The 18,997-nt window shown below is 54.3% G+C and carries 18 protein-coding genes; 15 read left to right on the forward strand and 3 right to left on the reverse strand.

What is annotated here, in order from left to right; genetic code table 11:
• Positions 1-19 precede the first annotated feature (19 nt).
• From ACI77D_RS27660 to ACI77D_RS27700, 9 genes are all read left to right on the forward strand, one after another.
• Positions 20-607, forward strand: a complete 588-nt coding sequence (locus tag ACI77D_RS27660; RefSeq protein WP_407017911.1) for a TerD family protein — start codon at positions 20-22, stop codon at positions 605-607.
• A complete protein-coding gene (locus tag ACI77D_RS27665; protein WP_407017912.1) occupies positions 607-1,782 on the forward strand; it encodes a TerD family protein in 1,176 nt (391 codons plus the stop codon). The genes ACI77D_RS27660 and ACI77D_RS27665 overlap by 1 nt, the downstream gene beginning before the upstream one ends.
• 45 nt (positions 1,783-1,827) lie before the next feature.
• The gene (locus tag ACI77D_RS27670; RefSeq protein ID WP_069553158.1) at positions 1,828-2,277 is read left to right on the forward strand and encodes a tellurite resistance TerB family protein; all 450 of its coding nucleotides are present in this window, start codon (positions 1,828-1,830) and stop codon (positions 2,275-2,277) included.
• A 44-nt stretch (positions 2,278-2,321) separates the two neighbouring features.
• Positions 2,322-3,326, forward strand: coding sequence for a TerC/Alx family metal homeostasis membrane protein (locus ACI77D_RS27675; RefSeq protein ID WP_122562042.1), 1,005 nt, complete (start codon positions 2,322-2,324; stop codon positions 3,324-3,326).
• Positions 3,327-3,350: 24 nt separating this feature from the next.
• Positions 3,351-3,926 carry a TerD family protein gene (locus ACI77D_RS27680; RefSeq protein WP_046071045.1) on the forward strand — a complete coding sequence of 192 codons (576 nt, stop codon included), beginning with the start codon at positions 3,351-3,353 and terminating at the stop codon, positions 3,924-3,926.
• A gap of 82 nt (positions 3,927-4,008) precedes the next feature.
• Entirely contained in the window at positions 4,009-4,587 is a 579-nt protein-coding gene (locus ACI77D_RS27685; protein WP_122562002.1) for a TerD family protein, read from the forward strand.
• Positions 4,588-4,751: 164 nt separating this feature from the next.
• Complete coding sequence (locus tag ACI77D_RS27690; RefSeq protein WP_407017913.1) at positions 4,752-5,759, forward strand: hypothetical protein; 1,008 nt, start codon at positions 4,752-4,754, stop codon at positions 5,757-5,759.
• An 83-nt stretch (positions 5,760-5,842) separates the two neighbouring features.
• Positions 5,843-6,817, forward strand: coding sequence for a lysozyme inhibitor LprI family protein (locus ACI77D_RS27695; protein ID WP_407017914.1), 975 nt, complete (start codon positions 5,843-5,845; stop codon positions 6,815-6,817).
• 136 nt (positions 6,818-6,953) lie between these two features.
• Complete coding sequence (locus ACI77D_RS27700; RefSeq protein ID WP_407017915.1) at positions 6,954-8,147, forward strand: DUF4236 domain-containing protein; 1,194 nt, start codon at positions 6,954-6,956, stop codon at positions 8,145-8,147.
• Positions 8,148-8,208: 61 nt separating this feature from the next.
• On the opposite strand, the gene ACI77D_RS27705 is transcribed toward ACI77D_RS27700, so the two are convergent.
• Positions 8,209-9,450 carry a VWA domain-containing protein gene (locus ACI77D_RS27705; RefSeq protein WP_407017916.1) on the reverse strand — a complete coding sequence of 414 codons (1,242 nt, stop codon included), beginning with the start codon at positions 9,448-9,450 and terminating at the stop codon, positions 8,209-8,211.
• Positions 9,451-9,779: 329 nt separating this feature from the next.
• On the reverse strand, positions 9,780-11,033 hold the full coding sequence (locus tag ACI77D_RS27710; protein WP_407017917.1) for a TerD family protein: 1,254 nt from the start codon (positions 11,031-11,033) through the stop codon (positions 9,780-9,782).
• A 418-nt stretch (positions 11,034-11,451) separates the two neighbouring features.
• On the opposite strand from ACI77D_RS27710, the gene ACI77D_RS27715 reads away from it, so the two are divergent.
• From ACI77D_RS27715 to ACI77D_RS27740, 6 genes are all read left to right on the forward strand, one after another.
• A complete protein-coding gene (locus ACI77D_RS27715; protein ID WP_407017918.1) occupies positions 11,452-12,711 on the forward strand; it encodes a hypothetical protein in 1,260 nt (419 codons plus the stop codon).
• A 22-nt stretch (positions 12,712-12,733) separates the two neighbouring features.
• Entirely contained in the window at positions 12,734-13,591 is an 858-nt protein-coding gene (locus ACI77D_RS27720) for an SH3 domain-containing protein (RefSeq protein ID WP_407017919.1), read from the forward strand.
• 9 nt (positions 13,592-13,600) lie between these two features.
• Positions 13,601-15,565 carry a hypothetical protein gene (locus ACI77D_RS27725; protein WP_407017920.1) on the forward strand — a complete coding sequence of 655 codons (1,965 nt, stop codon included), beginning with the start codon at positions 13,601-13,603 and terminating at the stop codon, positions 15,563-15,565.
• 11 nt (positions 15,566-15,576) lie between these two features.
• Complete coding sequence (locus ACI77D_RS27730) at positions 15,577-16,788, forward strand: hypothetical protein (RefSeq protein ID WP_407017921.1); 1,212 nt, start codon at positions 15,577-15,579, stop codon at positions 16,786-16,788.
• A gap of 84 nt (positions 16,789-16,872) precedes the next feature.
• A complete protein-coding gene (locus ACI77D_RS27735; protein ID WP_407017922.1) occupies positions 16,873-17,349 on the forward strand; it encodes a hypothetical protein in 477 nt (158 codons plus the stop codon).
• Positions 17,350-17,433: 84 nt separating this feature from the next.
• Positions 17,434-17,859 (forward strand): hypothetical protein, encoded by a 426-nt coding sequence (locus ACI77D_RS27740; protein ID WP_407017923.1) that lies wholly within the window; start codon positions 17,434-17,436, stop codon positions 17,857-17,859.
• Positions 17,860-17,988: 129 nt separating this feature from the next.
• Here ACI77D_RS27740 and ACI77D_RS27745 read toward each other — a convergent pair whose 3' ends face one another.
• Positions 17,989-18,531 (reverse strand): DUF1523 family protein, encoded by a 543-nt coding sequence (locus tag ACI77D_RS27745; protein WP_407017924.1) that lies wholly within the window; start codon positions 18,529-18,531, stop codon positions 17,989-17,991.
• Positions 18,532-18,997 lie beyond the last annotated feature (466 nt).

Consider the following 18,997-nt stretch of genomic DNA (forward strand, 5'->3'; position numbering starts at 1 on the left):
ACCAACAAGGAGCGTAACCATGGCACTCACCCTGCAAAAAAAGCAATCCATCTCCCTGGCTAAAACGGCCGGCAGTTCGCTTACCAGCATTAGCCTAGGTTTGGGTTGGGACCCGGTCAAGGCGGCTGGCTTCCTTGGCAAGATGTTTGGTGGCAGTACCGAGATCGACCTCGACGCTTCCTGCATTCTGCTCAATAGCGACTTTCAGAAAATCGACCTGGTCTGGTTCCGTCAATTGAAGTCCCAGGACGGATCGATCCAACACTCCGGTGACAACCGTACAGGCGATGGCGATGGGGATGACGAGACGATCCATGTTGACCTGCAGCGTCTGCCTTCAACCGTTAAATACCTTATTTTTACTGTGAATTCCTTCACTGGCCAGTCATTTGAGAAAGTCGAAAAGGCCTACTGCCGTATCGTGAATGGCAGCAACAACGCTGAGCTCGCACGCTTCAACCTTTCGGAAAAAGGTGGGCACACCGGAATCGTCATGGCGAGCCTGACCCGCGAGAATGGCGACTGGGAATTCAAGGCAATCGGTACGACCACGAATGGCCGAACTGCCGACGACCTGATCACTCTGGCCGTTCAGGCGCTGCGCTAATGGCGAATCTCGTACCTGGTGGTAATGCGCCGGTTGCCAGCGGCCAGCTTCGCGTTGATATCAATTACTCGCCAATCCCGGGGGCCGACATTGACGTCTCGGCCTTCGCACTGGGCGCCTCGGCCAAAGTCCGAGGCGATGGCGACATGTGTTTCTATGGCCAGCCTCAAATTCTGGGTGGCGCCGTTCAGCTGACCGAGTCCTCGGCCGGGCGCGCAGTGTTCTCCCTCGATACGAGTCGTCTTGAGTCTGCAGTTGAGAAAGTGGCCCTTACCGCCACTATCTACGAGAACAAGGCGAGCTTTGAGCGCGTGTCACAACTTTCGGTTGTGGTGACGGGTGGCATTGAAGCTCAAATCCCTACTGGCGGCATGAAGGAAACAGCACTCATCCTCGGCGAATTTTATCGCCGAAATGGTGACTGGAAATTCCGCTGTGTGGCCCAGGGCTTCAATGGCGGCCTTGAGCCGTTGGCCAAGCACTTTGGTGTAGAGGTCGCCGCATCAGCGCCGGCCCCAGCAGCTGCCCCAGTGGTACAAACGCCGCCGCCTGCTCCGGCCGCTGCACCTAAATCTACGATCAGTCTGAGCAAGGTCACCCTCGATAAAACACGATCGTCTATCAGTCTTGAAAAGACTGCAGCCGGTTTCGGCGAAATCAAGGTGAACTTGAACTGGAACAAAGGCAGCTCGGGCGGGTTCTTCAAGCGAAGCCAATCTGTCGACCTAGACGTTGGTTGCCTGTACGAACTGCAGGACGGCGAGAAGGGAGTTGTTCAAGCCCTCGGAAAATCGTTCGGTAGTCTTACACGTGAGCCTTTCATTCAGTTGATGGGTGACGACCGTACTGGCTCTGTCGCTGGTGGTGAGTGGATGCACATCAACGGGACCAAGTGGAGTGAAATCCGCCGGATCTTGGTCTTCGCCTTCATCTACGATGGTGCTCCGAACTGGAGAGAAACCGATGGTGTTGTGACCATTTTCATCCCAGGTCAACCTGAAATTGAGGTGCGTCTCAATGAAGAAGGCGGCCGTGAACCAATGTGTGCCATTGCGATGCTTGAAAATGTGAACGGCGCCGTTAAGGTCTCTCGGCGTGTGGACTTCCATCGAGGTCACGCAGTTATGGACAAAGCTTACGGCTGGGGTATGAACTGGCGAGCAGGCTCCAAATAGAAAATCTGGCGGGGTCTGTCGACCCCGCCCTTGGAGGAAAACAACATGTTTGCATGGCTTAAACAAAATGTAGTTGCAGCGCGTGAAGCACTGACTACTGAAGTTTCAAAGTTCAAGAACCAGAAATTTCTTGATGCGATGACTGCGAATTGCGCGCTCATCTCGGCGGCGTCAGGTGGTATATCTTCTGAAGAAAAACAGAAGATGACCGGCTTCATTCAAAACTCGCCTGAGTTGAAAGTGTTCGACATGGGCGATGTGATCAAGGCGTTCAACGCACACTGCGAAAAGTTCGAGTTCGATTTTCAGCTTGGCCAGGCCGAAGCACTGAAGGTTATCGGCAAGATCAAGAACGATGCTGGCGCTGCACGCCTCTTGGTTCGCGTCGGCTGCGCCATTGGTGCGTCTGACGGCGACTTCGATGACAAAGAAAAAGCAGCGTGCCGCTTGGTCTGCCTTGAGCTGGGCCTTAACCCAGCTGATTTTGAACTTTAAGGAGCGGTACTTTGGACACTCACATCGGTTTCCCTCCGCTTACCATGGCGGTATTCGTCGGGATCGCGCTCAGCGCGCTTCTCCTCGACATGGTCACTCACCGCGGTGACAAGCCAATTTCCCTGGCTAAGGCTTCGATTTGGTCGATCTTCTGGATCGCTATCTCGTTAGCGTTCGCCGGCTTCCTATACGTACAGCACGGCCCGGAAGTCGCCAGCCTGTTTGTAACTGGCTACGCATTGGAAAAGGTTCTGAGCGTCGACAACCTGTTCGTGTTCATGGCAATTTTCGCCTGGTTCAAAGTGCCGGATGGCATGCGTCACCGAGTCCTGTATTGGGGCATCATCGGCGCCATCGTGTTCCGCGGCATCTTCGTAGCCATTGGTACCGGACTGTTGGCTTTCGGTCCGTGGGTCGAAATCGTCTTCGCAGTAATCGTGGCTTGGACCGCAGTTATGATGCTGCGCGCCGGCGGTGATGATGACGAGGAAGAGGACTACTCCAAGCACATGGCTTACCGCTTCGCACAGAAGCTGTTCCCTGTGTGGCCGAAACTCTATGGCCATAACTTCTTCGTCAGCCGTAAACAGCTTCAGGTTGAGTTGAAGAAGCCTGAAAACAAAGGCATGACCCTGGCAGCAAAAGGAACAATTTTTGCTACCCCGCTATTCCTTTGCCTTGTTGTGGCAGAAGTGTCTGACGTCCTGTTCGCATTCGACTCTGTGCCGGCGGTAATCGCGGTTAGCCGTGAACCTCTGATCGTCTACTCAGCCATGCTGTTTGCGATCCTGGGTCTGCGTACCATGTACTTCGTGCTCGAAGCGCTGAAACGCTACCTGGTCCACCTAGAAAAATCTGTAGTCGCGCTGCTGTTCTTCATCGCCATTAAACTCGGTCTGAACGCAACCGACCACATGTTCCACCATGGCTACACAATCGATGCAAACACCAGCCTGCTGATCGTTATGGTTGTACTGGCGATCGGTGTGGTTGCAAGCCTTGTCTTCCCAGGCAAGGAAGAAGCTCAACCTGAAACCGCTGAAAAATAGCCCATACCACAAGGAGTAATACCCATGGCGTTGACCCTACAGAAAGGTGGCAATCTCTCGTTGACCAAAACCGACCCGAGCCTGACCAAAATATTGGTAGGCCTGGGCTGGGACCCGCGTGCTACTGATGGTGCTGAGTTCGACCTGGACGCAAGTGCGCTACTGCTGGGCGCAAATGGCAAAGTACGCGGCGAGGCCGACTTCATTTTCTACAACCAGCTGAAAAGCGTTGACGGTTCGGTTGAGCACACTGGCGACAACCGCACCGGTGCGGGCGACGGCGACGACGAAGTAATCAAGGTAGACCTGAGCCGCATCCCGGCCGACGTGGACAAAGTGGTGTTCATCGTTACCATCCACGATGCAGAAGTACGCAAGCAAAGCTTCGGTCAGGTTGGCGGCTCCTTCATTCGCATCGTTAACGATACGACCAATGCGGAAGTTGTTCGTTACGACCTGGCAGAAGACGCCTCGACTGAAACTGCGATGGTGTTTGCTGAGTTGTATCGCAACGGCGGCGAGTGGAAATTCCGCGCTGTTGGCCAGGGTTATGCCGGCGGCCTGAAAGCTCTGGCCAATAACTATGGCATGAATTTTTAACGCCTAAGTCGTTAATCTAATTATCTTTTTTTACTTGGCCTTCATCTAAAGGTCTTGTCTACCTTACTTAAAGGAATCGAAAATGGCCGTATCTCTGCAGAAAGGCGGGAACGTTAGTTTGTCTAAAGAGGCCCCAGGCCTGACCGAAGTCACTGTAGGTCTGGGTTGGGACGCACGAGTTACCGACGGTTCGAAATTCGACCTCGACGCGTCGATCTTCATCCTGGGTGAAAGCGGCCAAGTCCTCGACGACGCCAGCTTCATTTTCTACAACAACAAGAAATCGGTTGATGGTTCTGTTGAACACATGGGCGACAACCAGTCCGGCGAAGGCGAAGGTGATGACGAGCAAGCCACCGTCAAGTTGAACGGTCTGGCTGCCGCTGTGAAGAAGCTGGTTTTCGCAGTGACCATTCACGACTCTGAAGCGCGCAAGCAGAGCTTCGGTCAGGTTGCCAATGCATACATCCGTGTAGTGAACAAGGCTGACGGCAAAGAACTGGCGCGCTACGACCTGAGCGAAGACGCTTCGACTGAAACCGCCATGATCTTCGGCGAGCTGTACCGTAATGGCGACGAGTTCAAATTCAAGGCGATTGGCCAAGGTTTTGCTGGTGGCCTGGCGCCTCTGGCTAAATCGATGGGCGTGAACATCGGCTAACCCGCAAGGGTTGAGAAAGCCCCCGCGAAACGGGGGCTTTTTCTTGCCTACTGAAAGACCACGGAGTTGGTCCTGTAGGCGGTTTCGACGAATTCATCACTAGGAGCGACTGCTGGCGATCGCCACGGCAGTCTACCGGTTCTCGGGTTTAAAAGGATATTTGGATGGGCATGTTTCGTGGGGTTGTAGCTGCAGGTGTTTTGGTTTCTATGTCAGGCTGCGGAGCCTACAACGACTTCCAGGCAAACAATGCAGTTCAAGAATACAGGCAGGCATGCCTTGGAAATTATACGAACGAGTGTGAAAGCAAACTGGTCGACACGAACATTGTCATGCTCGAGCTCGCACGAAGCAACATCGAGCGGGAGAAGGACTCGATCGTGCAAGTCGTCGGCAAAGATGGATTTGATCGTTTCTCAAAAACTGCCAATGAGCTAATTGACCACTTGGTCGATCAACAGGAAAACAAGCGTCCAGGTTTTTTTGCGCGATGGTTCCTGGGTGAAGGTCAACCGTTCGGCAATACCCGCAACCAACTTTTAGACATTTCAGACATGCAAGAACTGCGTGCTGCAGTGCTTCAAAAGATCAGTGCCGGTATTCAAGCAAGCAAAGCATCTGCTAAGCCAAATGAACCAATGACTGAGACTGAGGCAATCTTGTTAGGCAAGGTGCCTCAAGCACCGACTCCAGCTCAGGTCACCCCGACTGCCCGGCTGGCGGAACCAGCAGCTCAGGCCGTCGAACCGACTGTTCAGGCAAAGGCATTAGTGCCATCCGACCTTGCTGCATCTGCAGATCGGATGATCGCGAGTGAAATCGCCCAGGATGGCGGGGATGAATACAAGGAGGGCCGTCAGGTTATTTTTGCTGACCTAAATAACGACGGCATCAAGGATGCCGTGATGCTTTACACGATCGAAGGTCAAGGTGGCGGTAATGGCTACTTCCAAACCCTTGCCGCGTTCATTGGCAACTCGGCAGGTTGGGACTTCCGTGGAAAAGCTGTAGTCGGCAATGGTGTCCAGGACATTCAGGTAATTGATCCCCAGGCCGTCAAACTGAAGGTTCTCTCCGTCGGTCCGGATGATGCGGATTGCTGCCCGAGTGTTCAGAGCACCGAAAACTACAAGTGGGACGGCACGACATTTCTTCAAGCCCCAGCGTCGTAAGTAAGAGCTAGGCTTCAGGTACCTAGCCGTGTGCATACGAGCGCGGTTAGGCATGGCTCTGGCGAAACGCTGGAGCAAACAAAATGAAGGAAAAATCGAATATGTCGCGATTCAACATCGGCTCTGGCCTTTTCGTCATTATGCTCACCCTGGTATCAGCCCACTCCAATGCCACCAGCTTTGATTGCAACAAAGCTGCAAGCTTTGCTGAGAAATCGATTTGCACAGATTCTGCACTCAGTCGTCTGGATGAGCAGATGAACTCTGAATATGTCCGCGCTTTAGACGCTGCGCCGAACAGGGCTCAGGTCCGTCAAGATCAAAGAGACTGGTTGCGTCTGCGCGACAACTGCGAGACCGCCAGTTGCTTAACCGCTTCGATGACTGATCGGCTCAGTGTTCTATTAAGCACCAAGGTTGATCAGCCATCTAAAGCGCCAACCTCCGTTGCCGCTACCTGGGTTGATCAATCTGAAACGAATGTGATTTCAAAGGCCTCTACCTCCCCAATGGCCCCCCCCGTGGTGAAGCCGGCAGCCCCGCGAAATGCAACGGATGATCATCAAGCGATCCTGAACTTGAAGATTAGCTTGTTCGTGATGGCAATGTTGCTGCTGGTCTGCATCTACCTGCACCGTCGGGGGACCATTACGATCTATCAGGACTACACCGACGCGCTTTGGACAACCTTGACTCCGATCTTGGGGATTGGTGCGTATTTCGTCGCGAGCTCCTGGCTTGAGGTGCCACGCAACTACTCCATCATTGTTGGCTGTGTCCTTGGTAGTCTTATGTCATTGCAGGTGCTTATCCAAACGTACAGAAGCAACAGTATCTGGTTTTTCCTTTTATCCCTCTTCGCAAAGGTCATTCTGCTGACTTTCTACCTCCTGATGATGGCCCTCCTTCTGTGCGGCGGTGCGCGGACCAAAAGTGAGGCCCGGCGGCGGCGCGGCTGGGCAGTCCTTGCCACGACCGTATTCGTATTCCTCTCAGGCTGGATGTGTCGGCATCGGCAATTCAGTTCGATCGACGATTACATAGCCGGACGGGCATAAGTGACATATCGGAGGTCGCCCTATTGCCACATGCGCGGCCACCGATGCAAATGGACGTCGGGCCAGTCTAAATGGCTGGACCGCAGCCGGCATTTCAAACATCAAAGAATCCAGGAAGAAGGATCAAGGAGTAGTCATGGGATTTCGTTTCAGCAAGCGAATCACGATTGTGCCTGGCGTACGCCTTAACATTAGCGGCAAAGGGGTAAGTACTTCGATAGGGCCTCGTGGTCTGAGTATGACGATGGGCCGCAATGGCACCTATCTCAATGCGGGCTTACCCGGTACTGGTCTTTCATATCGTGAAAGGATCGACCGGCCCAGCAGATCGAGTAGCTCCCACCCAGGCCCTGCCGGAAGCGAATACTCTGGCCAGGTAAAGGTGAAAGTAAACGACGATGGCACGTTGTTGATTACGGATATGGATGACATCGAGTTGCCGGCTGCTGTCATCAAACGCGTCAAGTCCGAGATGGCCGATTCCATTCAGGACTTGCTGACGAAAGCAGCTGATAAAGTCAATCAGGATCTCGTATCATGCCTAGGTGTGCACCTACTGACACCTCGGCCGGGGGGCATGCCGGTAATCCCAGCTCCTTTCGCCATTGAAGAGCCCACGAGGCCTACCCAGCAAACGCCAGGCTTAATGGATCGAATGCTACTGCGCAGCGCGAAGATTGAGCGTGAGGCCGAGTCGGCGGAAGAGCAGTATCGACAAGACCTCGCGAACTGGCAGGCAACCCGGGACGCCCATGAATTTGAACGCACCGAAATCGAGAAAGCATTCCGGCTGGCGGCAAAGGGCTTCAGTGCTCAGATGGAACGTGCCCTGGACTATGTGTTGAGCGGCATTGCCTGGCCAAAAGAAACCCAGGTGGACTATGAGTTCTCACAAGACGTTACCGGCGTCGCGCTCGATGTTGATTTACCTGATGAGGGCGATATCCCGCAGCGCAGCGCTGAAGCCCGTGGCAACGGCAAACTAACCTTCAAAAATCGTTCAGATGCCCAGGTACGTAGAGACTTTGTCGCGCTGTGCTATGGATCTCTGTTTCGAGTTGTAGGGGAGGTGTTCGCTCTACTGCCGGCGATCCAGAAGATTCTGGTGTCGGGTTATATCCAGCGTGACAACCCCGCTACCGGGACAGTGGATGATCAATACGTGCTCTCGGTCTTGGTAGCGCGAGATCAGTGGGATGCGATTGATTTTAATCGTCTGGATGCGATCGATCCTGCAGCGACCCTGAACGCGTGTGGCGCAGTGGTAAAGCTGGACCGCTCTGCGCGTTTTGTTGAGGTGACACCAATGGATATGTCGGTCATGAACTGAAGACAACCGCGGCGGCTTAAGCCGCCGCGGTGTAGGGCAGGGCAGGGCTGGCACGAGAGGGTTAGCGAATAATTCCTTTGCGCTTTGCCTCCAAGATCCACATCGGGAATTCCTGCATTAGCCGGTCGTACAATTGCTCTTCCGTCATGTCGTGCAGGTCATCCAGGGCAAAGAATCCGCAGTTGTCCACGACTCTCCCGGGCATGGTGTCCAGTTTCTCCAGAATGCCGTAATTCCGGCCTGCTAAACCTACGTATTGCCAGAAGATTCCCAGCTTCGCTGCATCCACCATTAGTTGCGTGATCTTGCGGTTTTCAGACACGCCACCGTCGCTAATGAAAACGACAAACATTGGAGTTTTGTCTTTAGACGCTTCGAAGGACTCGATCACTTTTTGGATCGCTCTCGGCTCATCATTGTAGCGTCGACCCACGTCCCACTTGGTCCAGCCATTGTTGTCGGCCGCGACAAAGTTCTGGTAGTTGTTCAGTGTCACAGGTGAGAGTCGCAATGGCCGTTCGGCAAATGTCCAACACTCAAGTTCGGCGTCTGTATCTAGGGCGACGGCGATTGGCACAAGTCGATTGAGTACTTCCTGCACCCGGCCGGTTTTGTATTGATTTCTCATCGAGTCGGTGACGTCGAGCACGAGCAAAACGCGAGCTTTCATTCCAACCAGGCAGGCTTTCTCGAGGCTAACCTGTGCCTTCTTCGCCAGACTGACCAGTTCCGGCGCGACAGCAGCTACACGCTTCTCCAGAGAGATTGTGGAGGGAGATGGGGCCGGTGCAGCCTCTTCAACTTCGCCGCCAAAATGCCTCACGAGAGCGTCCAAGCCCTCGGCAAACCCCTGAAGGTTTGAGGCCAACCGCCACTCCCCATTCTTACGGTAAAGCTCAACGATCATTACCGCTTTCTCGGTTGTGAATGTGAGCCCTGAGAATGCGCAGGTCGCTCCTATCTCACCAGATGGGCTGATTACTTTGAAGTTGCCATTCTGGATGTCACTCATAGCCCCGGCACCATCGATGGAGGCTGTAAAGACCAAGCGATCGATAGAGGCGGGCAGGGTGGCTAGATTAATTTCAAACTGGCCACCGGGGGTGATAACCAAACTGCGGCAAGGCGTGAAAGGCTGATTGAAGAAGACCATGTAGCGATCATCAGAAAGTTTGCCATGTTCGTCGACACCGAAACAGACGAAGTCGATTGCGCTGGGGCTTTCGATGTTGACCGAGAGAGTGAGTGAGAGACCGGGAAGAATATTTGCCAGAGGCATACGCTGGCCTTGGGTGATCTGCATGCATGGTTCCTTGTGACGATTAGAGCGCCTGATTAAGAAACGGCAAAGGTGATACAGCCGTTTTCACAGGAGTGGCTGGTATATCCGTAGGCTTAAACTTAACGGCGCTCGATGTTTCTGCAAGTCTTATAAGGCCAATGAGGTCGCCGCGGGAAATTCCTATGGGAAGAACTGTTCATTCTCTCGAGGACACGGGGCAATTCATAATGGGTTGACGAGGCCGATCATGCTTGCATACAACCAAAATAGAAATCCCGCGGCGGCCGTGTGCCGTCGCGGGAGTACTTGTCAAGCATGAATCTGCTGAAAGCGCTTGCTAGCACGAAAGCTTAGACATACTGTTTTTTGCCGCTCCTTTCGATTGGGTGGCCTTTAAATACGTGTGGACCGTCCATAGTCAGCTCAATTTTGTCTCCCTTTCGAGTCAGCCACGGGGTGGCTTCGCTGCCGGCTTTGGAGGTAACTCCGGACGGGCTAAGCAGCACAAAGTCCTGGGAAATTTCGATCTGCCCGATCACATAGGTATACACCATTGAGCTAAAAAACCCGGACTTGAACTCGAATGCGCATTCCACGACCTGGTCGCCATACTCCATCCGCATCTTAGGTTTCAGCGATGCCACCGAAATCGCACCGTTATCTACTGCTGAATAAACGCTGCAGACCAGCGCTACCTTGCCGCCCATGAGCTGCGAGATTGCTGGGTTAATTTCGACGGTTTCAATACCAGGAGCGGAGGCGCTGGCGCTGACTACGTCACCGGTATGGAAAACGAAGGGATCGATGTCCAAAGCCCCACGCTTGTCAGGTGCCTGGATGATGGACATTCGTCCATCAGGACGAAGGATGCCGATTCGCAGATCGAGGTCGTCGTTGTCAGATCCGTCGCCGTTATCAACCCACGTAGCGCTGACGCGAATTACCTTTGGAGCTGACGGCCCTTTTTCAAGGGACACCTTGTGGCTGCTGCCAGGCTTGTCCAGTTTTACCACAGTCTTAGCGATGTTGACGGGCTTCGGAGGCGGTGCAGGTGTTACCGCTTGCCCGGAGGATGCATCGTCTTCAACTTCGATGCCATAAAACCCGCAAAGTCCGGCAAGACCTGAGGCGAAACCTTGCCATACAGAGCGCGCTTTGAGCTGGCCGTTCCGGACGTACAACTCAAGCACGATGATGCCCGTCTCTTGTGAGAAGGGCTCAGGTGCCAGTTCCAGGGTTTGGTCCCCGGCAATGACGATAGCGCGTAGGTCTTTGACTGCTTCGAAGCCGCCGGCGCTGCCGTCTTGCGTCAAAGTAATAGCGATCTTCGTTATGTTGGACGGGAGTCGAGACGAGTCGAAGCTGATGCTGTGACTCACCGTGTCGACACGAGCGACCGGGGGCGCGAATGTCGCCGCGCCTGAAGAGTGCTCGGGTGCATTGAAGAAAACCATGCCGCTGTCATCCACTACCTTGCCAGTGTCGGTGACCAAAAACGCAGTAAGGTTTACGTCCAGGTTGTTACCTGCCGCATGTGTAACTTCCACCCGCCCTTGGGAGGAAGAGATCGTTGTGTTCTCGCCGGGTTTGAGTGACTGATTCAATTCATGCCGCCTATTCCATGGGTTTTCGTGACGCATTGTTCATGCGCTGCGCTTTTGTTGTTTGAGCGCGAAGGCCGGCCAATGGGAAACATCCCCTCATTGGTACTGATCGCATTGATGCAGTTTAACGGCTTGGCCGCCGGCGACCGCCGAGACATCCATTCCCCATTTACACACCCTCTGAAACCCAAGATTGGAACGTACGAGAGGGAATGTTGTGCGCGACATTGAAAGTCCTCTCAGTCCCGTTAAGTTCTGATCGTAGGAAACAAAAACATCTGCCCGGCGTTCTGCACCGGAATTCGACAAGGCATTTTGAGTGGTGCGGTCTCCTGCTAGATGGCAATATGCTACATCTATTTGCGCTCCCCCTCATCATCCAGGGTCTGGCGTTTAATTTCTGACAAGGACCCGTTGGATGCTAATCGCACTTGTGGTTTTGAACGCCCTTTATTTGATCTGCAGTCTGCTGTTCAACGCCGAGCTGCTCAACATGGCTGGCGCTGATATCCCCCTCCGAAAACTCGAAGTCCTTGAGACCTATAGCCAGATCCTGGCGGCGACGAGTATGTGCTTGCTGGTATGGCGAATCTGTTATCGACGATACCAAGGCAAGGGGAGGGTGCTGTGGGTTTGGCTCGGAGCATCGACACTTGTCGTTACGCCGTTGACGTGGTGGTTTCAGGGTGCGGCACCGGATTGGGTCGCAGAGCAGTTCCCCGGCTCGCTACGGGTCAGTAGCCTCTACGCATACGTCACCAAAAAGGGATTGCTCTATGACTCCCTGACTATTCCGCAGATCCCCTATAAGGCTTACAAGGATCAGGGAGAGGGGAAGGCTTTTATAGCAAACCTCGGCGTTCTGATGAGTGTTCAAGGCTCCTACGTCGAGCGCATCGACAGGAACTTCCAAGGCTTTTCAGCTGCAGTTTTTCGTGGCTACACCGTCCGTAATGGAGATGCGTTATACGAGCGCTTGCAAGAAACTGTCGTGCCCTCCATCAGTGACATCAGCAGGGCGTATGCACAGCTTGAAGGTTTTCGTGCGGGAGGCATCTCGGGGAGTGAGTGGCGACCGATCAAATGGCCGAATGCAGGGGAAGATCTGGGATACCAGCCGACCATTGACGAGTACGCCCGGTCAATCAATCCCGGTGTGCGGACACGAGATGCTCTGGCCAACACCACCGAGGTTCGCCACATGGCGAAGACCAAGCTCGGTCCTCTCTATGTGAAGGGCATGAACCTTCTGGCTACGCGAGAGCAGTACCAGGCTTATCTGCCTGGCATTGCCGACAACATGGCCTATGACGTCGCTCACACCGACATCCACGGCGCTGAAGGTTTGAACGTCCTCAAGAATATGTGGTTTATCCCCTTCTCCCTTCTTAGCGGGTTGTTCTTCGGCGGCATCAGTCTTGTGGTCTTGATCATCTCGGGTGTTGAGGCGCTTCGAAGCCTCCCCGGGCGAATTCGCTTCGTTCGACCGGTCGCCGTGATTTCGATCGTTATGCTGCCTCTCGTTGTTGGCAACGCAATTGTCGATAGCCCCGGTTATAGAGATGCGTTCAGGAGCTTGGGCAAACAGCCAGTTGTGCTTGCCACCGTTTTCCATTGGGCCATGTCCTCAGAAGCAATGCTTTACAACATTACAAGGCCTCTGCTGAAAGCAGAGTGACCTACACAAAGGGAGAGTCACCGTGCGTAAAAAGTTTCTCGTTTCAGTACTGGCATTGACCATCGCAGCATCAACCTCTGGCTGCGCTGAGTTGGGTATCAACAAGCAACAGGCTGGTACCGCAGTGGGTGTCGTCGCTGGCGCTGTCATCGGGCAGTTCATCGGGAAAGGCAACGGACGGATCGTGGCAACCCTGGTCGGCGGTGCACTGGGCGGTTACATAGGTAACAAAATCGGTGCAAAACTCGATGAGCAGGATCAGCAGGCCCTAGCACAACGCACGCAAGATGCATTGAACGCCTCGCCGAGCGGGTCCAGTCTGCCCGTGTTCTGGACATCGGCCCATTCTGGCGCGTCGGCGGAGATCGTTCAGGGCAAAGAGTTCACCCAAACTAAAACGGTTGAAGTGAAACGTGCTCCGAAGATCGTCGCCGTCCCTTCGATGAAGCTCATCAACGAACAGTACGTCACCAAAAGTAGTTCGAATGTGCGCGCCGCGCCTGAAAAAGGCTCAGACAAAGTGGGTGGTTTGAAACCTGGCACCGAGTTCACTGCCGTTGGTTCGACAGGCGACTGGATTCTTGTCGGCCGCAAGGGTGTAACTGTCGGCTACGTCCACAAAGATTTGGTTGAACCAAAATCAGTAGCCGTTGCGAAGCGTGTGAAGTCCGCGGCCAACCTGGACGAGATGAACGTCGCTGCCGACAAGGAAACAAGGGCCTTCGATCTGGATTCGATCCCGACGTTGCCAACTCAGCAGGTCGCTGCTGAAACGTCTTGCCGGCCGGTGACCGTGAGCCTCAAAGCGGCCGACGGAAACACTGTGCAGGAGAAGAACACCTTCTGCAAACAAGCCAACGGCACCTGGGAACTCATCTAAGGGATCTTCATGAAAAACCGCGCACTCGCTCTCGTTGTAGTGGGTGCTTGCGGCATCGCGCCGCAAGCCTGGGCTCACCAGCTCGCCTACTCGAAGACAGAACAGATCCAAGTGAACGTTGATGGTGAGGCGACCACCTGGTGCAAACCTGAAGTGGCCATCACCATGCAGCGCCCCACGTGGGATGACCAGAAGCCGCTGAACACGCTTCTATCGAAGCTCTCTTATATTCTCGGCCAGGAATGCCCGACGGCCAAGGTCACCTGGAAAGCAGTCGACGCAAAGGGGGCTGTTTACGCCACCGGCGGGGGGTCTGCGACCAATCTGGGCCTGGCCACGCTGACTTCACCACCTGCCGCTACGGCCGCTGCCGCGCCCGCTGTATCGGTAGCCCCCGTGGCTTCTCCTCCTACGCCACCAGCAGCTGTGGCGGCTGCATCTGTACTACCAGCCGCCGCTGCGCCTACTGAGCCTGCCGTCGCAGCGCCTGTGGTTGCTGCACCGGCCCCAGCGCCTGTAACGGCACCTGTGATACCACAACCAGCACCAGAGGCTTCACCCGCGCCAGTGCAACCGGTGCCGGTGGCTCAAGTACCTGTGACGGTTGCCCCTGTAGCTGCCGTGGCCACTGTACCTGTGGAGGCAGCTCCAGCCGCCACCCCTAAGCCTGCCGCTCCAGCTGAAGCGCCGGCCGCTGTTGCCGCCGTTCCTACCGGTGACTTCGGCCGCTCATTGGTGCTGGCCAACCAGAACCTGATGGGGATTACCGACGGAAGCGGATGCAAATGGGTTATCAGTAAGTCGGTAACTGATGAGTCCGATCCAAGTCTGTCCTTTGCGTCAACACCCGCCATGCCTTGCTCTGCATCGGGCTATGCCGAGGGGTCCTATGACAAATTGCGTTGGGCGGTACCGAACACCTATCGCGGTGATACCTGGTCAAAAACAACCGTGCACCCGAGCGGTCTGATGTTCAACCAGGCACTGGTCCCAGCGGTGAAAGGCAAGGCGCTTTCTTTCCTGAATAGCCGGGCAGACCAAGCACTCTTTCTGGTGGGTGAACTGCCTGCGCGTAACATGAAGGTGTATTTGGCCTTTGAGCGCCCCAACTACCGTGTCCTGTCGCCGTTCTCCAGTGATCCGTATTATGTAGTGATCACTGCAGATGAGGCATTTGCTCTTGATGCGGTTGAGTTGAAGCGCGCTGTGGTTGAGGTCTACCAATTGGTGAAGGCAACGTCGCCAACGACCGTCGGCCTGTCGAACCTCTTCTTCGCCAAGAACTTCGAAGCGCTTTACCCCGAGGGATACGCGTCGGAAACCAAAGACAGCATTCTCAAAACGCGTATGGGCGAGAACCGTGGTGAGTTCTACTTCGATGCTCGCCAAGGCAATAACTTCGCCCTGCGTCGCGAGGAGATCCGCCTGAGAGAAGTACGTCGTCTGCAGCAGCAAATGGCAGAGCTGCACACACGCGTCTTGGCGCGTTACGAACAACTCAAATCCGGGATGAAGGAATTCGAAGGCCGGGAGGCTGAGGCGCTGGCGCAGATGGCCGGTATCAAAGTCACCTTCCCATCGCCGATCGCAATGCAGGACCCGAGCTCTTCAAAGTCCGCTGTGCCGATGATGATTCACGTCACTGGAAAGAGCGGCGACTTCTACGAGGTCGACTTCCCACGTAAGGGGCGTGTACAGGCTGATGCTGAACTGGAGAGCCAGTGGTACGTGCTGCCGGCGGCAAACATGACACCCTTCCTGGCGCTCGAAGACGGTCGCGCCGTTCCTACGTATCGCGTGTATACCGCTGGCGCGGCTGAGGCCTGCAAGCAAGACCACTGTGCTGACAGAGTGTCATTTGGTGCCGTACTGGCCAAGGAATTTCCTAGCGCCGGGATCGACTTCAACTGGACGCCTGCCGTCTCTCAGCAGCACGTGATTGATTGGCAGCAAGCATCTGCTCAAATTCAGTAAGGCAACCGACTATGAAAACGATGAACAAGAAGCACATCCTCATCGCCGCTGCGGTCGCCGGTATTGCGATTCTTGCAGCTGGTGTGGGGTTATCGAGCTCCGGCAAGAAGCAAGCGCTGCGTCAGTACGATGAGATGAAGGAACAGTACTTCCTCGAGAACGTCCTGAGCGAGGGAGATATTTCCTATTCCTTCTGGTCGGGAAACGTCACCGTTGAAACACCAGAAATCCGCCTGGTTGCAGCAGAGACCAACGGCGCAGATAAATTCCTGAAAGGGATTATGGGGCTGCTCGGTGGAATGGACTCCGGGGCAAAAGAGTCTGCCCTGGTCGAATGGTCAGGGTATCTGCTTTCGTCCAGTACTGGTGGCGGTCGTGCCGGTGGCGTTTACTTGAAGGCCGACGCCCTCAAGGTTAGCCGCGAAGGTGATAACAAGAAGGGCGAGATTCATGTCCAATTGTTGGGTATGGACATGAGTACTCCTTACCTGTCGCACAAAGGCACGGATGTGGTCCTGCCCTCGGAAGTAGCGGATGAGATCCAGCCGCGCGCGGAGATGGATCAGTACGGAGGCGTGGTCAAGTCGCCCTACTCGTGGGGTAGCAATATCGTCCAACGTCTGCCGTTCACTGGTGCATTTATCACCAGCGCTACAGGGGAGTTCGGCACCAAAGTTGACTTGGACTTCAAGCTCACGCGCTCTAGCGACGGCGAAGGCTCTGTCGAGTTTGTAGTGGTGCATCGTAATGACGGCAGTGAAGTTGGCCGGATTGTGCGCGAGGCTAAATTTGCGTCCATCCCAGAGCTTGACGATGTCCAGGCGCAACTCAAGAGCGCGCTAAGTGGCTTCATCATGGGGGCTTACAGTACGTCCATGGGCCAGGCTGTAATTGCGGAAGCCGCAGGTGAATTTGCTCGTAAGACCAAGGTGGCCAGCTACTCGCTGACCTACAAGGGCTTCGACCAGTTAAAGGAGTCGTTCGACGAATTCAAGGCCGCTACCAAGAGTGAGGAGTTCACCGGGTTTTGCAATGAAACAGGCCTATCACTTTATCAGAGTGACTTTGGAGTCAAGGGCAAGGATCACAGCGATTCGGAGTGCGCGATCGCTCAAAAGCTGGCCAGCGATGCCAAGTTTGAAGAGTCCTACATTTTCAAGGAAGACAAGTCGTTATTTTCCGGCCTGTTCGTGAGCAAAAGCTTCACGCTTGAGACGAACTGATCACCACATTTCCTAGAACCTGGAGTGCGGTTCGCCGTTCTCCACTGTCACCAAAAAAAATCTCAAGACAAAGGCAGGCATTTCATGACGAACGTTTCCAAATGGGCAATCACGGCGTTCTGCTCGGTGCTGCTGGCCGGTTGCGGTTCAAGCCAAGACAAAGCTGAAGAGCTGGTCAAGTTGATGGGCATGGACGTCCAATACAAGATGCTAGTGCAAGTCGCCACGTCGGGTTATGCATCCAAATATCGCGAAGTCGCGCCAGAAAAAATCAAGGCCGTGATCGAGGACAACATTTCCCAGGACCTACTGAAAGATACCTTGGTCCAGGTTTACGCAGATCACTTTGATGCCGACGAGCTCGAACTGATGATCGAGGCCAACAAGCATCCTGATCAGGCGATGAAAATGATTATGGGCTCTAAGGACGGGATGAAGTTGGCAAAAAAATCCATGGACGTCCAGGTAGATCTGCAGCGTGACATGGCCAAGGCGTTCGAGGATCGCGATGAGGACATTGTCGACGAACTGGACGACCTCCGAAAGGAAGCCCGCGGCTGATCCTTCATTTGCTCCGAACCACGATAATCGACGCGGCTACTACGAACAGTTCGAGGTAGCGTTTGGCAATTCATGGAGGGTGGGATGAGGCTTATTTTGGTAATGCTGCTGGTGCTCAGCGGCTTCGCTCACGCCGGTTGCGGCAGCATCAACAACGACGATCAACGCGCCTACTGCTACGTCAAAGAGGGGAATGGGAGCTGCGCGAGCATTAAGGACGACGATCTGCGCGCTACCTGCTATGTGGAGGCCGGCAATGGCAGTTGTGCGAGTATCCGTGATGATGACAAACGCAAATACTGCTATGTGAAAGTGGGCAACGGAAGCTGTGCAAGCATCAACAATGACGACTTGCGTAACGCCTGCTACGTCGAAACAGGCAACGGGAGTTGCGCGAGTATCCGTGACGACGATCAGCGATACTTGTGCTACGCCAAGACTGGCAATGGCAGTTGCGGGAGCATCAAAAACGATGACTTGCGACGTCAGTGTGAAATGGTAAAGCGCTGACTGGCTGGCGTTAGCCAGGCCGGATAAAGGAATCTCACCTACAAAAAATGCCAGTCAGGTAACTGACTGGCATTTTTCATTCTGCGGCTAACGAATCTTCCAAGCTGAAAAGGCGAGTTGTTCAACCGCTCAACCCAATACTTCGCCCCTGGTCTTGCGCTTGAAACGCCGGCGCAGGAAAAAAACCACATACAAAATCAGCAGCGTGCCTACGGTGAGGAAAATCGTGTTGAACCAAGGAAACGGCTCTTCGCGACTAATCGTGGCTTCGATGTCTGTGATGTTTGGGAACACGGACAAGATTTGAATGCGCCAGCCGTAATAACGGATGAGAGCCAGCTGCTGGGCATCTCGTGAGTAACCCTGGGCCTTTGCCTGAACGTCGGCCGAGTCAAACTTTAAGTACCACGGAAAACTCCACCCGGTATCTTCATTGCGATAGACCATTACCTTTTTAGATGTTGGGTGTTCAGTGTTAATGAAATACACATCCCGGGTTGGGCCGTCTGCTGGGTTTTCAGCATTGATGACGCCGTCATCGTCCACACGTTTTACCTCAACGCCGGTGATGGCCACCACGTCGTACTGCGGCAAAACATAAAACAGACCCAGTCCCGCGCCAGTGATTACGAGCAAGATTGCGCCGATAATCACCCCTTTAATCCACTTCATTTATGTGCTCCATTTTGATCGTCGAATTCTGCCCCAATTCGATCTTGGGTTTTCACCTTTGACCGCTGGGGTGCTACTAAACTTGGTTAGCAAATGTGTAGGTGCTGCAGTGATAGTAACGACGGCTCAAAAAAAGCCCAGGAAATCTCCCGGGCTACTTGTTTGCTGAAGCACGCGATCGCGTTCCGATCGCCCTGGCTTATGCAGGTGCTGTATCAAATTCCAGGCATTCGGAAAGTGAGGTGAACTCAGGTCGCCGGCAGACCCAGGCAGTAAAAGCGGTGTAAGCCACCGACAAGCCTGTGATCAGAGCCATTGTTTGCTTCTTCTCTCGACTGTTTCTCGCAGCAGCACGAGCTTGAGATTCACCTTTGCGTCGAGCACTGTTTGAATCGCCCCGGATTTTCTAGACACTCTCCAGGCTCGCTGCGTAACGCTTTTCAAACTCTACCGGTGACAGCTGATT

Source organism: Pseudomonas sp. O39 (genome assembly GCF_045447295.1).
Classification (GTDB): Bacteria; Pseudomonadota; Gammaproteobacteria; order Pseudomonadales; family Pseudomonadaceae; genus Aquipseudomonas; species Aquipseudomonas antarctica_A.

Coding starts and splice junctions, on each gene's coding strand:
- ACI77D_RS27660 (WP_407017911.1), top strand. CDS start 20: ATGGCACTCACCCTGCAAAAAAAGCAATCCATCTCCCTGGCTAAAACG.
- ACI77D_RS27665 (WP_407017912.1), top strand. CDS start 607: ATGGCGAATCTCGTACCTGGTGGTAATGCGCCGGTTGCCAGCGGCCAG.
- ACI77D_RS27670 (WP_069553158.1), top strand. CDS start 1,828: ATGTTTGCATGGCTTAAACAAAATGTAGTTGCAGCGCGTGAAGCACTG.
- ACI77D_RS27675 (WP_122562042.1), top strand. CDS start 2,322: ATGGCGGTATTCGTCGGGATCGCGCTCAGCGCGCTTCTCCTCGACATG.
- ACI77D_RS27680 (WP_046071045.1), top strand. CDS start 3,351: ATGGCGTTGACCCTACAGAAAGGTGGCAATCTCTCGTTGACCAAAACC.
- ACI77D_RS27685 (WP_122562002.1), top strand. CDS start 4,009: ATGGCCGTATCTCTGCAGAAAGGCGGGAACGTTAGTTTGTCTAAAGAG.
- ACI77D_RS27690 (WP_407017913.1), top strand. CDS start 4,752: ATGGGCATGTTTCGTGGGGTTGTAGCTGCAGGTGTTTTGGTTTCTATG.
- ACI77D_RS27695 (WP_407017914.1), top strand. CDS start 5,843: ATGAAGGAAAAATCGAATATGTCGCGATTCAACATCGGCTCTGGCCTT.
- ACI77D_RS27700 (WP_407017915.1), top strand. CDS start 6,954: ATGGGATTTCGTTTCAGCAAGCGAATCACGATTGTGCCTGGCGTACGC.
- ACI77D_RS27705 (WP_407017916.1), bottom strand. CDS start 9,450: ATGCAGATCACCCAAGGCCAGCGTATGCCTCTGGCAAATATTCTTCCC.
- ACI77D_RS27715 (WP_407017918.1), top strand. CDS start 11,452: ATGCTAATCGCACTTGTGGTTTTGAACGCCCTTTATTTGATCTGCAGT.
- ACI77D_RS27725 (WP_407017920.1), top strand. CDS start 13,601: ATGAAAAACCGCGCACTCGCTCTCGTTGTAGTGGGTGCTTGCGGCATC.
- ACI77D_RS27730 (WP_407017921.1), top strand. CDS start 15,577: ATGAAAACGATGAACAAGAAGCACATCCTCATCGCCGCTGCGGTCGCC.
- ACI77D_RS27735 (WP_407017922.1), top strand. CDS start 16,873: ATGACGAACGTTTCCAAATGGGCAATCACGGCGTTCTGCTCGGTGCTG.
- ACI77D_RS27740 (WP_407017923.1), top strand. CDS start 17,434: ATGAGGCTTATTTTGGTAATGCTGCTGGTGCTCAGCGGCTTCGCTCAC.
- ACI77D_RS27745 (WP_407017924.1), bottom strand. CDS start 18,531: ATGAAGTGGATTAAAGGGGTGATTATCGGCGCAATCTTGCTCGTAATC.